Source organism: Sinorhizobium mexicanum (assembly GCF_013488225.1).
Lineage (GTDB): Bacteria > Pseudomonadota > Alphaproteobacteria > Rhizobiales > Rhizobiaceae > Sinorhizobium > Sinorhizobium mexicanum.
In genome coordinates, this window is the sequence record NZ_CP041240.1 from 202,211 (window position 1) to 222,173 (window position 19,963).

8 protein-coding genes and 2 pseudogenes are annotated in these 19,963 nt (G+C 56.3%); 9 read left to right on the top strand and 1 reads right to left on the bottom strand.

The window, feature by feature from the left end:
- Positions 1-646: 646 nt before the first annotated feature.
- The gene (locus FKV68_RS23100) at positions 647-7,903 is read right to left on the bottom strand and encodes a type I polyketide synthase (protein ID WP_180942285.1); all 7,257 of its coding nucleotides are present in this window, start codon (positions 7,901-7,903) and stop codon (positions 647-649) included.
- Positions 7,904-8,453: 550 nt separating this feature from the next.
- Here FKV68_RS23100 and FKV68_RS23105 point away from each other — a divergent pair.
- The 9 genes and pseudogenes from FKV68_RS23105 to ectB all read left to right on the top strand — a co-directional run.
- Positions 8,454-9,196, top strand: a pseudogene (locus tag FKV68_RS23105) (IS110 family RNA-guided transposase); the annotation flags it as partial.
- A gap of 591 nt (positions 9,197-9,787) precedes the next feature.
- A complete protein-coding gene (gene purD, locus FKV68_RS23110; protein WP_180942286.1) occupies positions 9,788-11,266 on the top strand; it encodes a phosphoribosylamine--glycine ligase in 1,479 nt (492 codons plus the stop codon).
- Positions 11,267-11,287: 21 nt separating this feature from the next.
- Positions 11,288-11,686, top strand: a complete 399-nt coding sequence (locus tag FKV68_RS23115; RefSeq protein ID WP_180942287.1) for an ectoine synthase — start codon at positions 11,288-11,290, stop codon at positions 11,684-11,686.
- Between the two features lie 53 nt (positions 11,687-11,739).
- Complete coding sequence (locus FKV68_RS23120) at positions 11,740-12,195, top strand: GNAT family N-acetyltransferase (RefSeq protein ID WP_180942288.1); 456 nt, start codon at positions 11,740-11,742, stop codon at positions 12,193-12,195.
- A 252-nt stretch (positions 12,196-12,447) separates the two neighbouring features.
- On the top strand, positions 12,448-13,419 hold the full coding sequence (locus FKV68_RS23125) for a 3-hydroxyacyl-CoA dehydrogenase NAD-binding domain-containing protein (protein ID WP_180942289.1): 972 nt from the start codon (positions 12,448-12,450) through the stop codon (positions 13,417-13,419).
- Positions 13,420-13,639: 220 nt separating this feature from the next.
- Positions 13,640-14,800 carry an amino acid kinase family protein gene (locus FKV68_RS23130; protein WP_180942290.1) on the top strand — a complete coding sequence of 387 codons (1,161 nt, stop codon included), beginning with the start codon at positions 13,640-13,642 and terminating at the stop codon, positions 14,798-14,800.
- A gap of 536 nt (positions 14,801-15,336) precedes the next feature.
- The gene (locus tag FKV68_RS23135; protein WP_180942291.1) at positions 15,337-15,573 is read left to right on the top strand and encodes a helix-turn-helix domain-containing protein; all 237 of its coding nucleotides are present in this window, start codon (positions 15,337-15,339) and stop codon (positions 15,571-15,573) included.
- Between the two features lie 104 nt (positions 15,574-15,677).
- Positions 15,678-16,871: pseudogene (locus FKV68_RS23140) on the top strand (IS256 family transposase).
- Positions 16,872-17,551: 680 nt separating this feature from the next.
- A complete protein-coding gene (ectB, locus tag FKV68_RS23145; protein ID WP_180942292.1) occupies positions 17,552-18,823 on the top strand; it encodes a diaminobutyrate--2-oxoglutarate transaminase in 1,272 nt (423 codons plus the stop codon).
- The last annotated feature ends 1,140 nt before the right edge of the window (positions 18,824-19,963 follow it).

The following is a 19,963-nucleotide window of genomic DNA, read 5'->3' on the forward strand; positions in this document are numbered from 1 at the left end:
GATTGTTGGGATTAAGTAGCTGGTGGCTTCCTGGTCTGCAAGGTTACTCGAGTACGTAGGTCGTCTGGCTCCAAACATGGGGTTAACCTTGCGATCACCATCTGAGATTGAGGAGTTGCGGTGCGATGAGGTGCACGACGTCCCCTTCTGGATCCGACCCGTTGACCATGATCATGCTCGCGTTGACGTTCTGCGCATGATCAAAAGCATCCGCGAATTTCGCGGATGCTGCTGCCTAGTTCCGGTATGCGCCAAGAAAAACAATATCCTGATCGACAAGGACATTGAAATTGTAGCCGGGCCGGATATCCAGCGTCGGCTGGATTGCTCGACAGGTTTGCACAGCAAATTTTGGGGGGAGCAGCGTATCCAAATGTCCTCACTCCATAGACCGCGATACGCTCCGGAGCGGCCCGTGCAGGTCGCGTGGCGGCCAACACGCATCGATATCTTTGCCGTTTACGATCTGACCATAGTTCGCCTTGGGGAACAGGATCGCTGTCCTCAACAGACATAATAAAGCTGGCCGGAATGTTAGTCGTTTCAATCAGGGTTGAGCAGCCGTCCGCATCGTCGTGCCAGATGTGATGAATAGCGCTGCAGGGATGCTTCCTCTCTTTCTGCTGGGCAAGGCGATTGACGGCGATTACGTGTGACATATCCGTTGGTAGAGATCGCCGAACGTCGATGCCTTGAAGATCTCATCCAATCGAGGCGGCTTCCAGTGGGGGCTATTCTTCAACCGAAGTTGAAGTGCGGCGGCGAGAAGACTGTCTCCACCAACGTCGAAGAAGTTGTCATCCAGTCCTATATCCGTGACGTTCAGGAGAGACTTGACTTCGTCGAGGAAGACATTCCTGAGATCACCGCCGCTTAACACGCCCTCCTCATTTTGTCGAGCTTCTTCAGACGGAGATGTTTTCTCTCCGCCCGGCTCGTCGCTCGTGATTGCCCGAACCTGATCGACCCATTGCTTTAGACGCGGAGGCAAGGGGCTCGTCGCTACGATCACCTGGCCGTTGTCAACGGTTGCCAGTATGCGCTTGATGATGCCGATCCCCTCGTCGGCACTGAGTGCCAAATGCTTTGCCCGAGATTTCTCGCATGAGGCAGTCACCTGCCACTCGTGAGAGTAATCCCAGTCATCCCAGTTGGAATTGATCCACCTGACGCCGAGTTTGTCCTGCACCTGGCGTGCAAATGCGTCCATGAACCTGTTCGCTGCCGCATAAGCGGTCATCGCCGGTCCGCCGAGGATGGATGCAAGGGACGAGAAAAGGAAGACAAACTCAGGTGTTTGGGCGCGAGTAGACTGCATTCGCTCGATCGCAGCGTAGAGGTTGCGCGTCCCGGCGATTTTGGAGGCGAACTCGCCGGCAGAGGTCGTGTCCTCCATCTCAGAGAGAAATTTCGCACCGCCCAGTCCAGCGGCGTGAAAGATACCGTCGATCCGCCCGAATTCCCGAACCATGCTGTCGAGCACGCTCGACAAACCATCGAAATCAGATACGTCGACTTGACGAATAATCACCCGACCCATTGCAGTGTCAAGCGCGGCCAGCCGACGCATCCAGTCATGTTCATCGAGATCCGCGCGATTCCAGTCCAAAGAGTCAGGCACCACACGGCGGGTGATACCGACGACCGTCGCCCCAAGAGTTACCAGATGTTCAGTCAAGGACATACCGATCCGTCCGAGAGCCCCTGTGATTAGATAGACACCTTCTGGTTTGAGTACCTCGCCTTCGGGAGCTTGTGCTGCAAGGATCATCTCGGGAAAGTACGGCACCCACCGTCGTTTCCCGCGGAGCGCGATGACCGCATCGGGACCAGGCACGTCCCGCCCGATTTCAGCAACGAGCCGATCGCCGATGTTCGCGTCGTCGATGTTTAGATCAACAACCCGGCACTTGACCATCGGGTTCTCCTGCGGCAGCACGAGGGCGGGACCGAAGACGCTCGCCTTTTCGGAATCTACAGGTTCGTCACCGACCTGAACGGTCCGGTCACCAACGATCCAGAGATCGACCGTAGTCTGGAACGTTAATTTGGAGAGAACTCGCGCCAGATCGAGTATGGCGTCGTAACTCCGCAAAAGATCGGTCTGCACCGTACCCGCATCCCAACATGCGTCCGCGCAGCCGCTCAGGTGCCAGAGGCAGAGAATGCGGTCAGCGGGACAATCCGAAGCGATCTCGGCGTCGAACAGTGCCTTCAGGCCTTCTCGGTTGGGATCAATGAAGATTGTAGATCCTTCGACGTCCACGGATGGGTTCGAGGGTTTGGTTCGTCGGCAAACACGGACAACCTCATGACCCGCATCCTCCAACTGCCGCGTAATACTCTTTGCCAGTGCGTCTCCCGCGGACTTCGCGTTTTTGGACGGCTGATCGGCGAGTACCAGCCAACGTAGCTGCTTTGTACTTCCGTCACCGGCAATCGTGCGGAGAATCATTTTCTCTGTCCAACTCTGCGCATAGGTGAATACTTCTCCTGTGCGCCGTTCTCGCTCCCCGGTCTGCGGCAGAGCCATCAGGCCCGCAGGTTGACCCTGAGGCCAGCAACGGTGACGGTCGAACGAGTACGTCGGAAGCGGAATACGTCGGCGAACACCAAACGGCTCTAATTGATCACTGGCTCGCTTCCAGTCCACCGGGACACCCAAGGCCCAGAGGTTCCCAAGGCATTCCAGAAGGACATGGCGGTCGGTGAACTCCTCGTCGTTCCGGTCGCGCGCGGCGGGTACAATCGCTGGAATTCTGGTCTCACGATCCTCTGGGCTGGTCGCTTCACGTGCGAAACGTCCCAGATTGCGCGATGGTCCAAGCTCAACGAGCGCAGTTGCACCGGCCGCTATAGTGGCTGCGAGAGAGCGATCGAATCGAATCATCCCGATTGCTTGCCTGCTCCAGTAGGTCTCTGCCAAGGGCACTTTCGCCGGGTGCAAATATCCTCCTGAATTCAGAGCGATGGCCAGATCCGGCACTCGCTTCTGCAGAGTGCGGACTTGTGCGTCGATGATATCAGCAGCCGGTTTCATCAGCGGAGAATGGCTGGGGATGCCAGCTGTGTTAAGGGTATGGTTGGGAATCTCTGCTTTTTCGAACTCCTGCTGAAGCCTTTCAAGCAGCTCCCTTTTACCGGTGAACACAACGCTTGACTTTGAGTTCACGACACCGACGCTGATCTCGCCTGCTTCAGCTTGACCGCGCCAGGCATCCTTTTTGAGAATGTGCTCAGCCTCGTCCGCGCTGCATTTGGCCGCAAGCATAGCACCGTCGATACCAAGATTCGCCATCGCGCGACTTCGAACGACCATTAGCCCTATAGCGTCTTCCGGTTTCAGAATGCCCGCTAGGGTGGCCACGACGTATTCGCTCATGCTGTGTCCAACAAGATAGCCGGGACGTACGCCACACGCTTCTAGCAAACGTGCCATGGCATACTGCACGGAGAAGATCATGACGTTTATCTCTTCAAAGGAAGCGGCCGCGTATGCATCGTTTCCCCCGAATACGAGTGATTCCAGATCACGATCGAGGACCTGGCGACTAGTGGCGGCACAAGTCAGGAACGCCTCGCGAAAATTCGGCACGTGATCAAATAGGTCCTTGAACATCCCTACGTGCTGCACTCCGCCGCCCGGCAGCATGAACGCGACCGAAGGCGAGGAAAGAATTCGATCAGCCGGGCGATCGGCCTCTTCTTCTAATCTCTTGATGGCCATATCCAAGTTGCGCGCCACAACGACCGTCCGATAATCGAAATGGCATCGCGCCACCCGCAGCGTGTGAGCGGTGTCACCGAGATTGATATGCCTGTTGCGCCGCAGAAACGCGGCCATATTCCGGCAGGCGCGGCTTAACGCCGACGGCGTCTTTGCAGATAGGCAAAGGGCATAGGACCCTCGCGCGATCGATCCGGGCCAATCCCTTGCATTCTCGCCGGTCCATTCCTGCAGCACGACGTGGCAATTGGTTCCGCCGGTACCGAGGCTGGTGACGCCGGCAGTGCGCGGGCGACCCTGCCGCCGGGGCCACGGTCTAAGCTGCTCGTTGACGAAGAAGGGCGTATCCTCCAAACCGAGGTCCTTGTTCAGCTGGTTGATGTTGATAGTCGGGGGGATTGCCCCGTGTTGAAGGCAGAGAACTGTCTTGATAAAGCTCGCGACTCCGGCTGCGACGTTCGCATGGCCGATATTTGGTTTGATCGACCCGAGCGCACAGGTCTTGCCCATCTCCTCCTGTCCGGCATAAGCCTCTGCCAGGGCCCGGATCTCGATCGGGTCGCCGACCTTCGTGCCGGTCCCATGAGTTTCGATATATTCCACATCTTCAGGCCCGAGTGCCGCGGAGGCAAGTGCTTGGCGCACTGCGGTAGTCTGGCCCTGCACGCTCGGTGCTGAGAAGGACGATTTGGCGCGGCCATCATTGTTAATGGCACATCCTTTCACCACTGCGTGGATCGGGTCGCCCGCCGCAAGCGCATCTTCGAGGCGCTTGAGGACAACGACCCCTACCCCATCTCCCAACACCGTCCCGTTCGCATCGGCATCAAAGGCGCGGCACAAGCCATCAGAGGAATTGATGAAACCCTCGATATGTTGATAACCCGCTTGGGGAAAGATGATGCTGGCCCCTCCCGCCAGCGCCATATCGCAATAGCCGGCCGAGAGCGACTGGGCCGCCATGGCGACCGCCACCAAGCCCGTTGAGCATGCGGATTGCACCGCAATACTTGGGCCGTTGAGGTTCAACATGTAGGACACGCGTGTCGCGAGATAGTCCTTGTCGTTGCCGAGTTCAGTCAGCCAGCTGAGCGCGGCGTCCGTGGTATCGATGAGACCGCCCCCCCTTAAATGGTGCAGCAGATAGAGTGGTAGGTATGAACCGGCGAAGACCCCTGTCCGGCCCTCCTGTTGGGTTGGCATGTATCCGGCCGACTCGAGTGCCTTCCAACAGCATTCCAGGAAAAGACGATGCTGCGGGTCCATTAGCGTCGCCTCTTGCATCGATATTCCCCAGAAACCCGGATCGAAAAGGTCAACATCGGCGAGATGGGCGCCCACGCGCATATAATCGGAGCGCTTCAGGACCTCTTGCGGAATGCCTTGGGCCTTCAGCTCTTGCGCAGAGAGCGGGGTGATCGAGCACACCCCTTGCCAGAGGTTCTCCCAGAGCGCGTCCACTGTCTCCGCGCCGGGAAAACGCCCCGACATACCGATCACCGCAATATCCATAGCCGTGCCGCCTCGCCGGGCGAATGTCTTGGTCGGCACCTTCCCTGCCGAGACCGTCAACACCTTTCTGAGTGTCTCGTTTTGGTGAACTCGTTGCTCGCCGCGGCGCTTGCGAAGAAGGATCGCAAGCTCTTTGAAGGTGGGGTTGAGGAACACCTCTACTGCCCGGAGTTCAACCTTAAGTCTCTCGCGAACCTGCGTGCAAAGACGCGCGGCCAGCAGGGAATGTCCGCCGCAATCGAAGAAGTTGTCGCTTGGATCGGGAGTGTCGGACTGCAGAAGGTCGCGCCAGGCATCGCGAAGTGCGGATTCTGCCTCATTGGCAAGTGTTTCAGGAGGAGACGTCTCTTCCGTGAGCTCTCTAAGGCGCGACCGATCGAGTTTCCCGTTCTCCGCGATGGGCAATTCCCCCAAAGCGACGAAGTCAGTCGGCACCGCGTAGTGCGGCACCTCCGACTTCATATGGGCACGCAAAGATGCCTTCCAACCCTCCCCCCAATTTCGCAAGACTACATAGCCAATCAGTTTGTCAGGTTGGCCGGTCGTCGGATCGAGTTCCGGGACGACCGCGGCGGAGCACACATCAGAGTGCCGCAACAAAGCAGCTTCCACAGACCCGGGAACGACGCTATATCCTCGGATCTTCACCATGAAAGCGCAGCGCCCGACAATCTCCAACTGCCCGCCGGGCAGCATGCGGCCAAGATCGCCAGTGCGGAACATCTTGCCATCAGCGCCGAACGGATCGGGAAAGAACCTTTCCCGTGTCATCTCTGGGCTGTCGAGATATCCATGAGCCAAGACATCGCCGCCAACGAAGACCTCGCCCAAGAAGCCCAGTGGGACGGGATCGCGTTGCTCCCCGAGGATATAGACACTGACATTGTGCTGAGGCGGACCGACCGGCACGACCTTCTGCATTGTCACAGGATCGATCTCGCTCAAGTCAATATGCGTGACATCGTGTGCCTCCGATGCACCGTAGTAATTGATGATTCTGACGTGCGGCAGCGCATCCCTCACACGCGCAAGCAACGCTGCCATTAATACCTCGCCTGATAGAAAGATCAATCGGAGATCGGGAAGGCGGGAGGGGACGTCGAGCAAGCCGCTGCTGAGAAGCACATCCAACAGGGAAGGAGTTAGCAATATTCTCGAAATTCGATTGCGTTCCAGGTAGGCGACCAGCTGGTGCGGATCATAGATAATGTCGTCAGGGATCAGATAGGCTGGAATCCCGGCGAGGATCGGGCGCATTATCTCCCCGGACAAGAAGAGATTGGCCGAGTCGCGCTCATCAGGTGCATATGGCAGCACGCTATAGCGCCACTGGTAAGAGGATACAGCGCTTCGGTGAAGGCTGACGACCCCTTTTGGTTCACCAGTCGTGCCAGACGAAAATACAATCTGGGCCGGCGCATCGAGATCCACCGCTTGGGGATTGACCGGACTGGACCTGCCGAGTTGTGCTTCCCAACCCTCGTCGAGCGACAGCGCAGTACCAGGCCAGTCAGGCGGAAGCTTAGCTGCGAAACGGTTGTTGGTGACAACGATTTCGATGCCTGCCTTCTCGAGTGTCCGCTTGAGCGCTGCCATAGGCAGAGCTTTGTCAAGCATGACATAGGCCGCACTTGTCTTGAGAATGCCGAACATGGCGACGGCGCATTCAGATGAAGTATCCATAAGGATACCCACGCGCGAGCCCAGGCCCTGACCATGTCCGAGGAGGTACCTAGATAGAGTCTCACTCAGGTCGTCGAGCTTACGGTATGTGACGGTTGCGGTCTCTGACACGATGGCAGGACGGTCCGGCGTGAGAGCCGCCTGTCTGCGGAATTGTTCATGCAGCGTTAGATTAGTATATGGGACGACTTCGCCGTGATGAATGGAAGCTGGAAGTTGCGCCTTCACCTCGCTAACCTCGCGCAGGAGGCTAGACACCACCTCCTCCGCCATGGAATGGGGGAAAAAGTGGTCGCCATCAAACATAATTCGGGCGAAGCGCGACGTCGTAAGCCGACGCCACTCATCTAGGTCATTGGCATTGAGCATTTCGTCCTTAACTCCACCCATTGCGGTGATTGCCGCCTTCAGAGGCGTTACCAGGTTTCGGTCGTAAGTCTCCGCAAGTTCGAAGTCAGCCCGCAGGGGCGGCAAAATGAAGTCCACTAGGAGTTTCTCGTTTGCTAGCGCCTCCGTTGGGACGATGCCGAGGGTCCGGACCAGATCGGCTAGCTTATCATCTGAGTACTTATACATAGGCGCATCCACCGGCACGTCCGCAGCTTCGTGACCGGACACGACCAAATGGAACGGAGATGGCCTATCGGCGACCTCCAGGGAGCGAGCGATCTCATAAGCCACGAGGGCTCCCATGCTGTGGCCGAAAAAAATAAAAGGCCTGTCGTTGTACGCGTGGAGCGCCTCAGTGAACACGGATACCAGTACGTCCATTCTGCGGATGGCGGCCTCAGCTGACCGTTTGCCGCGCCCGGGGAGATCCAGGGAAATCAGCTCGATGTCCTCGGGGAGATATTCAGACCAATCACGGAACGAGTGGACGCCGCCACCCCCGTGCGGGAAGCAAAACACTCTATACGACGGCTCGAGCGAGCTCTTTAAAACCTTTAGAAAAGTTTTGGTCTCGAGAAGAGAATGTTTCATTTCCGGGCACCTACATCAATGAGATTTCGTTTGCTGACACCGTATTCAGCACTTGCGTCATTCGACCAAAAGTTTCGCCAGCATTCGCGGCGACATGTCATGTCGCTGCTCGGTTGGTGCGCTTGCCTTATGGGGCATCTGGAAAGTCCAGTAGCGCTCTCCTCCACGCCATACCTGCTGTCTCAGCATCTAGGTTCGATGCTGATGCGCTTATTGCCGGTAAGCACCATGCCTTCACGTTGTTTGTTGTCCCGACGTCGCGCTGACGACTTCAAAGATCTTCTTTTCCCCCGTCTGCAGCGGCCGGCTATCTGTCCAGCAACTCGACCGTAGTCGTAGGTACGCAAAAGAGGAGAGCCTCCGACTATCAGAACAGTAGCCGTCATTTCCTTCCTTCTATTGGCTATTGGCGTGAACGTCTGAATCTGGCGCTGACTGCCAAGTCCATGTTGGAGGGGCCAGGTGGGCGGTAGCCGAATTTGCACTGCCCGCCCAACCGATAAACTAAGCGGGAATCGAATTATCTAACACTACTTGGATAGGTAGGTGTGCCAACGACGCCGACGGCCTGGCACATCTGGCCGTCGGCGTCTACCGCGAGGTGAGGGTGAAGGGCTATGACAGCATGCTGATCCGCACGCTCGTGACGGCAAGGACGAGACTGATCAGGATCACGACCGAGCGATCCAATCAGATTCGTGGGCCGATGAAGACCTTTGGACTGGTGGTGCCCAAGGCGGCGGCTTGGTATTTGGAACGAATGTACGCAATCTGTTCGGCAGCAATGCTGGCTTGGAACGGATCATCCTGCCCCTGCTTGAGGCTTGGCACAATATCCGGAGCCGTGCTGCGCAACTCGATCGTCAGCTCGTCGCGGCGATCAGGCAAAGCGATACATCTCAGGTATTGATGTCCATTCCCGGGATTGGTGTGGTCACGTCCGCCTCCTTTGTTGCGACGATTGAAGATCCGAAAAACTTCCGAACCTCCCGATCTGTGGGGGCATGGATGGAACTGACGACAAGGCGCTATCAATCCGGCGAAGTCGACTATGACGGCCATGTCTCTCGGCGCGGAGACAGTCATCTGCGTGGCCTCCTTTATGAGGCCGCCACGGTGATCCTGACCCGGGCCCATGCTGACAGTTCACTTCGTGCCTGGGGGATGAAGCTCGGAGAGAAGGACGGCTTCAAACGAGCAGCAGTTGCTGTGGCGCGCAAGTTATCCGTGATAATGCACAGAATGCTGACAACGGGCGAAATCTTTGACCGGTCCGCCGGCATGACTGCGTGAGCCCCGGAGGATAGTTAGAGCGATAACGTAGATAGCCAGACGTTCTGAATTACGTCCGCCTTATCGGATGCGTTGAAACGTCCCTGCCGGGACGTAGGTCGGGTCATTCCGCTGATGCCGTTGCAGGTGAACGTGAACCACGGACACATTGCGTCCATTACACTGGAAGATCCCTCCCGCGAAAGCCCATCATGCGGCGATCGGGTATCTACCGCGCAGACAACCGTGCACTTGTTCGATAACCATTTTGGTCGCAATGAGAGCTCCCCCTACGTCCGACGTTTCAAACGTCGCTCGAGTTGCCGCCTGCGTCGAGCGGGGCCGCAACCTTGTGTTATAGGGCCGTTAGCCGCTGATGTCGCGGCCTGGGTTCTGATGCTGACGCCGCAAAAGGCGCGTCGCAAGACTGGCATGGGATCCAAACACTTCTGGCTCAGAAAGCTGTTGCAGAACTGTGTCAACCTACTTGGTTGAGTAGTTCCGTGTATGTCACGCTCCGATAGTTTATGGCGCAGGAGCGTGGATGCCTCCCTGAATACGCAATCCAAGGCACCGCGATCGACGTCGTCACCGGGCAAGAGGATTAAAGCCATGGCGAATCCCAGACGCAACGTGCTGCTCATCGATTCGACCGGGAGGGGGCATGCGCTGGCCGACCTTTTCCAGCGCACAGACCCATCCGTCGAGGTTTTCTACGGGCCAGGAAACTCGGCGGTCGCGCACGAGCGCATCCACACGGTGCCTGAGGTTTTACTAGGCGATCCGGCATCGGCGGTGCGATTTTGTCAAGCCCGTGCCATAGATTTTGTCTTTGTCTCTCACATCGACGCGCTCTCTACCGGCTACGTCGACTTCCTAAAGACCAGCGGGATTCCGACAATTGGCCCTGACCGTGCTGCAGCTCGACTGGAGACGAGCAAGGCGTTTACGAAGTCGCTCCTGAAACGGTATGGCGTGAATACGGCCCGTTTCGAGGTCTTCGACCGGCCGGAACCTGCTAAACGATACATCCGCAGGCTCGACTATGATGTTGTCGTCAAGGCGGACGGATTGTGCGAAGGCAATGGCGCCTATGTTTGCGACGACCAGGCGTCGGCGCTTCAAGCCGTCGACACCATCATGCTGACGCGGGCGCACAAGGATGCTGGAAACCGCATCATCGTTGAGGAGCGTCTCTTCGGACTGGAGATATCAATTTTCGCTCTATTCGACGGAAAGGACTTCCTGATCTGCCCGGCGGCCCTCGACTACAAGCGCTCCAATGACGGCAACAAAGGCGTGAATTGCGACGGTATGGGGTCGCTCTCCCCGCATCCGCTCGCGGACAAGGCGCTTTACCGTGAGATAGGGACCGAGATCCTGGAGCCGCTACGAGCTGCAATCTTGGGAGAAGGCCTGAACTATAACGGGTTCATCTATGTCGGCGCCATGCTATGCCATGACGGCATCAAAGTCATCGAGATCAATGCCCGCTTTGGCGACTCGGAAGCTCAGGTCGTCCTGCCCAAGGTACAAACCAATTTCGTTCGGCTTTGCGAAGGCGTCCTTCAGGGAACCCTTGGCTCTTTGAGTATCGAGACAGATAATAAATGTTACTGCAATGTAGTAGCTGGACAAGGGGCGACGATACGATTGGACAAGGACGGGAGCGAGATCCGCTACCGCGGCTGGCCACATGGAGATTTCGAGGTCGGCTTCCCCATTTCCGGACTCGATTCGCTGGATCGCCGTAATTGCCATCTGTTCTTCGCTAATGTCCATCGCGATGCCGAGGACTGTCTTGTGACGTCCGGCGGCCGCGTGCTGCATGTCACGGGCGTCGGTGACAATTGTGCGCAAGCCGTCCATCATGCCTATACTAACATTGAGAAGATACGCTTTGCGGGCATGTCTTACCGCTCCGACATCGGCGTGATCTACGAGCCGGTAATGCGATGCGGCAGGGAAAGTGAGATTCTGCCGCGGCACTGGATGTGGCAAATGCCCTGCGAGTCCGACGCCACCCGCCCGGGGGCTGCCAGCTCTACACCTGTGCATGCGAACGCCTACCCCACGCTGGTGCAGCAATAAGACCAATGGAGGATCGATCATATGATCATCAGGACGATAGACGAGGCGAAGCAATCAGACCGGCGCGTCACCGCGGAGAACTGGGAGAGCATTCGCCTTCTCCTTAGCGAGGACAAAGTCGGATTCTCGTTCCATATCACGACCATGTACCCGAACACAGAGACCCGCATCTGGTACAAGAACCACTTCGAGGCCGTGTTCTGCATCGAAGGCGATGGTGAGATCGAAACCTTGGCGGACGGCAAGATTTACCCCATCCGACCAGGGACGATCTATATTCTGGACGAACACGACAGGCATCTCCTTCGCGCCAACACGCAAATGCGCAACGTCTGCGTCTTTGTCCCGGCCCTCCATGGTAACGAGACCCATGACGCCGATGGATCATATCCCCTGGAGCCCGCACCCGCGCGGCGTTGAATGGGCCGTCGCTTCAGCCAAAATTCCCAGCGCTCTTCCCGGGGACCATATTTATGTCGGACGCCATCGTGGAAATTCGCCTAGCAGGAAGTGCCGACCGTCAGGGATGGCGATCACTTTGGAGCCAGTACTGCACCGACCAGGGTGTCGACAGCTCCGAACAGTCAGCAGAGACGATCTGGCGGCGGATCGAGAACCTAGACAACTCAACCAAGGCGCTCATCGCTGTCGAAGCAGGCGGCGTTACCTTAGCTTTCATCAACTATATCATCCACTCCCACACCTGGAGCGACCGGATGCTCTGCTTCGTCGTCGATCTTTATGTCGATCATTCCTGGCGGCGCCAAGGAATCGCGGAAGCGATGATCGCGCATCTTGCTGCCGAGGGTCGTCGCCAGGGCTGGGCGAGGCTCTATTGGAATACGGACAAGTCCAATGTGCGCGCGCGGGCGCTTTACGACAAGATTGCTCGATTAAGCCCATATCTCTCCTATTTTCTTGAGCTGTAGAGACGGCGCTGGAGCGGCACCGACAAGTTAACCCGAAGGTGACTGGATCGGGATATACGAGAATATGACACCGCTCCGCCATTCCCGCTGTACTCCCCACCGCTTCCCGGCTGAAGTGATCAGCTCAGCCGCTTGCGAGCAATGTGCGCCCTCGTTTGCTCAACCGGCAGAACCGTTTTTTGAAGCTCTCACAGAGCTTCACTTTCTTCAACTTGAGCTGCAACAGGATAGGTTGCGGAAATGGAGCATTCAATGAGGCGGCCCAATCCGAACAACGTCAAACGAGTCACCTGTGTTGGCACAGGCACCATTGGCGGTGGATTTGTTGCCCAGTTTTTGGCAAGCGGATATAATGTGACAGCCTATAATCCAAGGAAAAATGCACGGGATTGCCTTGAGCGGTTGCTTGATCAGGCGTGGCCGCTACTTGAACAGATTGGCCTTAGACCGGGCGCTTCTCGGGGACGGCTTCGCTTTACTCAAGACCTTGAGGAGGCCGTATCCGGTGCCGAGTTTGTCCAGGAAAGCGTCCCTGAAGATCTCGAATTGAAGGTGCAGACATATAAGCAGCTTGACGAACTACTGCCCAACGACATCGTGATCGGCTCAAGTACTGCCGGCTTTCCGATGACGGACATCCAAAAGCGCTGCAGGTTTCCCGAGCGCACCGTCGTAACACACCCTGTGAACCCGCCGTACCTCATTCCGCTGGTCGAGGTCGTTGGAGGTGAGAAAACGGATCTCGCGGTCTTGGATTGGACTGCTGCGTTCTTCCAAGCAGCCGGAAAACGAGTCCTTCGTATGGAGAAGGAGGTCTTTGGGTTCGTCATCAACAGACTACAAAGCGCCCTTTTTAGGGAAGCGCTCCACATGATCGCGGCCGATCAAGCGACCGTTACGCAGATCGATGAATGCATAACTCATGCGCTGGGGCTGCGATGGGCATGCATGGGCCCCTTTGCCACCTTCCATTTGGGTGGTGGCGACGGCGGTTTGGGGGCATTCATGGACATGGTCGGGAAAGTGGAGTGGAGGGCTCCATACGTGACGGAAGGACCACTTCCAGACTGGACGCCTGCATTGCGTGAACGCATTTTGCAACAAGCCCAGGAAGTGATTGATGGCAGAACCATACCACAAATGATCGAAGAGCGAAATCACACGATTCTGGGGCTGCTCAAGTTGCGAGAAGAAAGTCGCATCAAGGCATCGAAACAATCTTAGCGACCCCAGCCAACCTGAAGATTATCTGCGACGAAGCAAATCCAACGCCGCGCCTTATCCAAGACCCTACGGTTGTTCACGTCGGGCGCGTTAAAGTTAACTCCGATGACCAATGCGGGCTTTGGATTTGCTTCGTCGCAGATAATCTTCAGGTTGGGGCCGCGCTAAATGCACTTCTCATCGCCAAGGTCGCAATTGCCAACAACGTGATTGGTGGATCATGAACGTAACCGTTTTGAAATTCGGAGGGTCTAGTTTTCTGCATCCTGGAGACTTCGGTCCAATCGCGCAGCATCTAGCCAAGCGATTAGCGGAAGGCGAAAACAAAATCGTTGCCGTGGTTAGCGCAATGTCGGGAACGACCGATGACCTCAACGCAGTCATGCTAGACGTCAACAAGCAACCAAAACCATCGAACGTTGATGCTGCACTCGCAATCGGAGAGATGCTCAGTGCCTGCCTCTTGGAGGCAGCCGTCAGTGGGTTAGGAATTCGCGTCCAGTCATTAAACGGCTATTCCCTTGGAATACGTTCGAATTCAGAATTTGGACGCGCTTCAGTAGAAAGCGTAGATGCGAGTCCAGTTATAGCAGCATTACAGGAGAATGACGTTGTCATTGCCGCAGGCGGCCAGGCAATTGATCAGTTCGGTAGGTTAACCTTTCTCGGCAGGAACAGCTCTGATCTGACAGCTATCGTAATCGCGTCCATGTTGGGACAGCGCGTTTGCGAAATATACTCCGATGTTCCTGGCATCTATACGGCAGACCCTCATCTTGTTCCCGGAGCGCTGTTGCTACCAGAGATTGCGTATACGACAATCGCAAGGATGTCCCGACATGGCGCAAAAGTACTGCACCACAGGGCGGTGGAATATGCCGAAAAGCACGCCGTCACAATTGTTTGCAAAACGCTCACGAACGACGGAGCTGTTACCGGTACCATTGTCGGAGGTCACGGAAACGCCAGTTCCGTGACAGTGGCCCGCGACACAGCCGTATTACGGTGCGGCAGTCTTGCAGAACGCGACGAGCTTTGCGCACTTCTCGATCAACACGACGTCAGCGCGGTCTGCATCGATGACAATTGCGGGGCCAGCATTTGCATTTTGTGCGACGTTGATTTTGGCATTCGGCGTGTCGCGCTAACGGGCAGTCACTTGGTCTCCATTGAATCAAGAACCGCGGTGACAGAGCACGGCTCTTCAAGGTTGCGCGTTCACTTGGAGGCCGACTATGAGCAGGCCATTACCCGGGCCTGCCAGATTCATCAACGAATGTATCCAGCAACGGGTGGCGAGATCTGTGGGCGGAGACCGGCTAAGCAGCGCTCCAGTTCGCTGCTCATCCGAGCAAATAATGCGCCGGAAAATACGCAATGAGTTTATTTGGCGGTAAATCACATGAGGCAGCGCCTTCTCTCTGAGGCACCAGCAACCCACAACACGGGAAAATCGACGGGCGTACGCTCCGCCGCTCGCGCGGCGGCTAAGAGCGTGCTCGCGAGCTGTTTCGCTACGCCAAGCTATACCACTTGAGACGAGCCTGATCCGTGATCTCTACTTCGGCCTCGGTCTTCTATGGCCGGACCTGGAAGGAGCACCTACTGTCGAATTTGTCGAGTCCGCGACGTTGAACGTTTGAACTAGGTTCTGTCGCACCACAATCTAAGCCATTGAGAAACGTGTAGAACATGTTTGCTAAGGCTATTTCGAAGACTTTGGCACGACTTTTGAAAATCTCTGAATGCGAACCGGCCGGAACTTCAGCCGGAATAACATGCCAGGTCTGATCAGAACTGCAGTGATAACGCTTTAGCGATGCCGTAGTGCCAACAAAAGGACGCACAGCCATCTCCTACAGCAAAGCTTTGTCCGCCCCTTGGCAGCGCGCGGCTCACTTGAGAAGAGAGGTTGCGATGGGAAAATTCGAAACTTCCAGGGGACCTGAGGAAATTACTGACCTTTCTCTACGGGAAAGGGAGTGCCTCCTATGGGTCGCGAGAGGCAAGTCTTCGTGGGATATAGGTGTTATTCTTGGAATCTCCGAGAATACGGTAAATTTCCACATGAAAAATGTAATGCGAAAGTTAAATGTTAGTAGTAGAACGGTGGCTGCCATGAAAGCAGTTGAGTCCCGTATAATTGAATTGTAAGGATCGTGTCCGGTCAGGTGGTGTAGGTCCTGAGGATTAGGTGGCCATCAGCGTTTTTCCGGCAGGGTCGGGTTGTTCAAGACCGACCTGATGGAAGATCACCGGTGACCAATGACATGATGAACGTGCGCTCGCTTGTTGAGAAGAGCGCCGACACGGATTTGTTGCGCGAGATGATTGACTTTGCGGCCGAGCGGCTGATGGAGCTGGAGGTCGGCAGCGCGACCGGTGCTGGCTACGGCGAGAAGAACCCGATGCGGCTCGCCCAACGCAACGGATACCGTGACCGGGACTGGGAGACACGGGCTGGAACGGTCGAGCTTCGCATTCCGAAGCTGCGCAAAGGTAGCTATTTCCCGAGCTTTCTGGCGCCGCGTCGCATGGCGGAGAAGGCTCTGCGGCTGTTATCCAGGAAGCTTACATGCAAGGCATCTCAACGCGTTCCGTCGACGATCTTGTCAAGGCGATAGGTATGAGCCGCATCTCCAAGAGCCAGGTGAGCGGCCTGTGCGAGGAGATCGATGTCAAGGAAGGCCTTCCTCGAAAGGCCCATCGAGGGCGATTGGCCCTGCCTCTGGATCGATGCCACCTATCTGAAGGTCCGCCGCGGCGGCCGCATCGTTTCCGTTGCCGTCATCATCGCCGTCGCGTCAACAGCGACGGCCGGCGTGAGGTTCTGGGCATGGAAGTCGGCACTTCCGAAGCCGAGCCGCTCTGGATGGAGTTCCTGCGCCGGCTGACCCGCCGAGGATTGCACGGTGTGAAGCTCGTCGTCTCCGATGCACATGAAGGTCTCAAGGCTGCCGTAGCTAAGGTTCTCAGCGCCACCTTGCAAAGATGCCGGGTCCACTCATGAGAAACGTTCTGGCGCATGCCGGCAAGAGCGGCCGGCGGGTTGTCCCCGCCTTCATCGCAACGGCCTTTGCCCAGGAGACCCCGAAGGCAGCCAGCGCTCAATGGCGCAGCGTCGCCGATCAGATAAGACCGAAAGTTCCAAAGCTCGCCACCATCATGACAACGCCGAACAGGATGTGCTCGCCTACATGACCTTCCCGAAAGAGCGCCGGGCAAAGTTCCAGTCGCCGAATCCGATCGAGCGTCTCAACGGCGAAATCAAGCGACGCACCGAGGTCGTCGGCATCTTTCCGAACGACGAAGCCATCGTCCGTCTCGTCGGCGCACTACTGCTCGAACAGAATGACGAATGGGCCGTCCAACGCGCCCGGTACCTGACACTTGAGACCATGGCATCAATGAGCGATGATCCGCAAATCAGCCTGCCTGCAGTCGCACGCTGAAATCCCCCTCCGGCCCTCGCCGGAAAGCACGGCCATCAGCCGCGACCTACACCACTCCCTGAGACAGGATCATTGTAAGGGTCTGTATTGACGCGCCTCCCACAAATCGGACCAATGAATCTGTCACCTTGCAGGATTGGAGTTTGCTGAAATACGAGCTAAAGCGACCCCGTTGAGAAATAGCCGCTCAAGCGCCGTAATATCTTGCAGGGTACTGATGGGGACAGACTTCGACCATCCGTGCTGGCCGGGAGGCACGGACGACCGCCCGTCTAGGCAAGTGGGGTTCGCTTGAAGATCAAGCATCCCAGCCGCAATCGGAATCTATGCTGAACGTTATGCCGCACTGGGTGCAGCCTTCGGTTTTCGTGGCTGCCGCTGACACATGTTGGCTGAACTGCGACCACGCCTTTCACGCGGCCTGTGAGAGTTGGCGGTGTGCGACCCGTCACGATATCTTGTTCGACTCCTTGTTGAAAGAAGGCGAACATCAAGAAACGGCTAGTAAAGATACTACCATCCCAGGTAGGCGCATCGGCGTAGATTGCCGGCTAAAATAGCGACGTCACCGCTGGGATGCCGATTAGAAAAGCTGTTTTTTACAAGATTGGGAGCTCGCATCGTCAATTCAAGAGCATGCGCGGGGTGTCGCGGTGTCATTGCTCTTATGGAGGAAGATTATGCTTCAAGAGAGTAGGATCAATTCGCTATCTGCCTTCGAAACCCTCGAGTCGAACGTGCGGTCATATTCACGTTTTTTTCCTGTTGTGTTCAAGAGGGCCGTAGGAGCCGTTCTCGAGGACGAGATTGGTCGTGAGTTTATCGATTTTCTCTCTGGCGCGGCCGTCCTTAACTACGGGCACAACGACCCCGATTTTCTAAACGATGCAATTTTATACCTGCAAAAAAATGGCCTTATCCACGCGTTGGACATGGCCACGTCGGCCAAAAGAGACTTTATGGAGCACTTTGCTGCAACGATATTGCGCCCACGTGGTCTGACATACAAATTTCAATTTTGCGGTCCAACCGGCGCCAATGCCGTGGAAGCCGCCTTGAAACTCGCGCGGAAAGCTACTGGACGGCACAGTATAATTTCGTTCACCAACGGCTATCATGGAGTGAGCTTGGGGGCTCTTGCGGTGACCGGCAATCGATATTACCGGGATGCAGCAGGCCTACCTCCCACCGGGGCAGTGTTCATGCCCTATGATAGGTATTGGGGAGCTGCCAACGATACTTCGAAATATATGGCCAAGGTGCTTGTTGACCCTAGCAGTGGTGTCGACCTACCGGCAGCCGTTATTCTGGAAACCATACAAGGCGAGGGAGGCATCAACCCAGCGAGCAAAGAGTGGCTGCAGTCCCTCGAGCGGCTTTGCAGAAAGCACGACATCCTCCTGATTGTTGATGACATTCAGGCAGGTTGCGGACGAACGGGTAATTTTTTCAGTTTCGAATTTGCGGATATATCCCCAGACATCGTTCTTTTGTCAAAGTCCCTCAGTGGCTGCGGGCTGCCGCTATCCCTCGTGTTGCTCAAACCCGACTTGGACGTTTGGCAACCCGGCGAACATAGTGGCACTTTCAGAGGCAACAATCTTGCGCTCGTGACGGCGACAGCTGCATTGAGAAAATATTGGACAAATGAAAAGCTATCTGCGCGTGTTGTGGAGACAGGACGCCTCATGAACGAGCGCCTTCGGGAGGTCGCCCAAAACAACCGAGGCAGATTTTCCGTGCGCGGAAGGGGCATGATGTGGGGGCTCGATTGCGGCACAGGTGGAATGGCCGAGAATATTGTGCACAAAGCCTTTGAAGATGGGCTCGTGATAGAGCGATGCGGTGCGGAAGGCCAAGTTATCAAACTTCTTCCTCCTTTGACTGTTGATGAGCAGACGCTTCAACGTGGTCTGGACATTCTGGACAAGGCCGTGCAGGCAAGCGGCTAAGCCGGATCGGCTGCGCTCCGATCGAGAGAACCCCTTCGGGGAGAACCGTCTTGTGGTACGCTCGCGCGCCGTTCATTGTGTAGATTTGGCCGTCCTAGAACATCAGATGCGCTGGTCTCCCGCAGTGGCTCACCGCATACTTCAGGTCCGAGCCGCTGTTGCCAATGGTCGACTGAAGCAAGCCAATTTTGCTCTTGCGGCTTGCCCCCCAGTTTCTTCCCGCTCCCGGCGATGATCTCGGCGGGAAGCGGAGGCGTTTGTAGCTGATGAGCGCGCGTCATTCATGAACCGGTGTCTACCCAGCGGCTCCACACAAGAAGTTACCGTGACATTGCCGATTGAGCTCCTGAAGCTTGGAGCCCGGACTGCACCGGGTGGGGAACCCGTACCCGTATGTGCCTTGACCTTCCAACGTAGATCGGCGGCCTTGGTCTTGGGAATCTCGACGTGTAAGCCATAGCCGTAGCGTCTGTCCCAGTGCATGACAAAGCGGGATCCGAGGAATTCGAACCCGTTTGTTATGGCCGTGACCTTTGTCTTTCCGGCGACAACGGCCATGACGCCCATCTTGCTTCTACAATATAACGTAAAACAAACTTAAAGAATATTTACGCAATTAGCTTGCTAGAATTGTATATTGCCGATGAAATAACATTTGTACCGTGGATGCGTAGATCATGAAGTAGAAAATATAACCCGGATATTCGCAGATGAGATATGACAAAAAGAGGCGACGGTTGCTGGAAGAAATTATAGAAAAGCAGTCACATTTTGCGAGCAAAAGGCAAATGCTACGTGAGTGGACGAGTAGACATCTTCTCTATGTCAAGGCAACTAGGTGTGCCCTTCTTCATCCAGTTGGCCTTCCGGCCGCTTCGATCTTATATGACTATCTCCCGGCAACGAGAATTGAGGGGCTTCGTGCGAACAAAGACGATGAGCTGATCCGCGAATGCGCCCGCCGCCATGGGCGATATATGACATTGCTTGGGCTGCCGTCGATGTCTTGGTGGTCGGGCTGGCCACGACCCATCTGCGCTCGCCAGAAGAAGCGCTCCGCCGTCGCAAATCACGGCGCCCAGCGAGCCAGAACTCGCCCCCCTCGCGACGCTGCGGTCGTGTGCGAAATTCACCCACCGG